This window comes from Escherichia sp. TW14182, assembly GCF_000208525.1.
Classification (GTDB): Bacteria; Pseudomonadota; Gammaproteobacteria; order Enterobacterales; family Enterobacteriaceae; genus Escherichia; species Escherichia ruysiae.
In genome coordinates this window covers 1-628 of sequence record NZ_AEJZ01000439.1, presented here as the reverse complement: position 1 = coordinate 628, position 628 = coordinate 1, and the positions used below count along the sequence as shown (strand labels likewise).

Genomic DNA, 628 nt, shown 5'->3' with positions numbered 1-628 from the left:
CCACCCCCGCCAGCACCGTTTCGCTTCCTGCATTACGCGAAAAGTTTGACTTCCCGGTTGTCGGCGTCGTGCCGGCGATTAAACCCGCAGCGCGTCTGACCGCTAATGGCATTGTTGGATTGCTGGCAACTCGCGGAACAGTTAAACGTTCTTATACCCATGAACTGATTGCGCGTTTCGCCAATGAATGTCAGATAGAAATGCTCGGATCGGCAGAGATGGTTGAGCTGGCTGAAGCGAAACTGCATGGCGACGAAGTTTCTCTGGATGCGCTAAAGCGTATCTTGCGTCCGTGGTTAAGAATGAAAGAGCCACCAGATACTGTTGTTCTGGGGTGTACTCATTTCCCTCTATTACGAGAAGAACTGTTACAGGTGCTACCAGAGGGAACACGGCTGGTAGATTCTGGCGCAGCAATTGCCCGCCGAACGGCCTGGTTGTTAGAACATGAAGCCCCGGATGCAAAATCTGCCGATGCGAATGTTGCCTTTTGTATGGCAATGACGCCGGAAGCAGAACAATTATTGCCCGTTTTACAGCGTTACGGTTTCAAAACGCTCGAAAAACTGGCAGTTTCAGGCTGATTTGGTTGAATGTTGCGCATTCGGAAAATTATTTTAAATTTCCT

Annotated in this window: 1 protein-coding gene; it reads left to right on the top strand. The window is 49.8% G+C overall.

The features are described 5' to 3' along the window. A partial coding sequence (gene murI, locus EQY_RS0122915) for a glutamate racemase (RefSeq protein WP_000318381.1) occupies positions 1–584 on the top strand: 584 nt, incomplete at its 5' end. Positions 585–628 lie beyond the last annotated feature (44 nt).